Genomic DNA, 291 nt, shown 5'->3' with positions numbered 1-291 from the left:
CTTTTCTAAAACGGTATACAAATTACACGCAACAATTTAAACTAGACGTACTAAATTTTATGATTGAAAACGGTACGTCCTTATTTGAAACGGCAGCTATTTTTAATATTCCTGCCCTTCAACGATTATTGTTTGGAAAAAACAATTAGAAACACAAGGAATCGCTGCCCTTCAATCAAAGAAAAAGGGGCGTCCATCCATGGAAAAAGATTCAAATAAACAATCAAAACAAACACCAGTTGAAGGTTCAGTCGAAGCACTTGAAGCACGTATTCAACAGCTTGAAATGGA

At 35.4% G+C, this 291-nt stretch carries 1 pseudogene; it reads left to right on the top strand.

The annotated features are described in order from the left end of the window. Nucleotides 1-291 (top strand): annotated as a pseudogene (locus ACS2MN_RS31095) (helix-turn-helix domain-containing protein); the annotation flags it as partial.

The organism is Bacillus cereus group sp. BceL062 (genome assembly GCF_051780025.1).
Taxonomy (GTDB): domain Bacteria; phylum Bacillota; class Bacilli; order Bacillales; family Bacillaceae_G; genus Bacillus_A; species Bacillus_A toyonensis.
The sequence above is the reverse complement of the archived record's forward strand: the minus strand, read 5'-3'. Positions and strand labels throughout refer to the sequence as shown.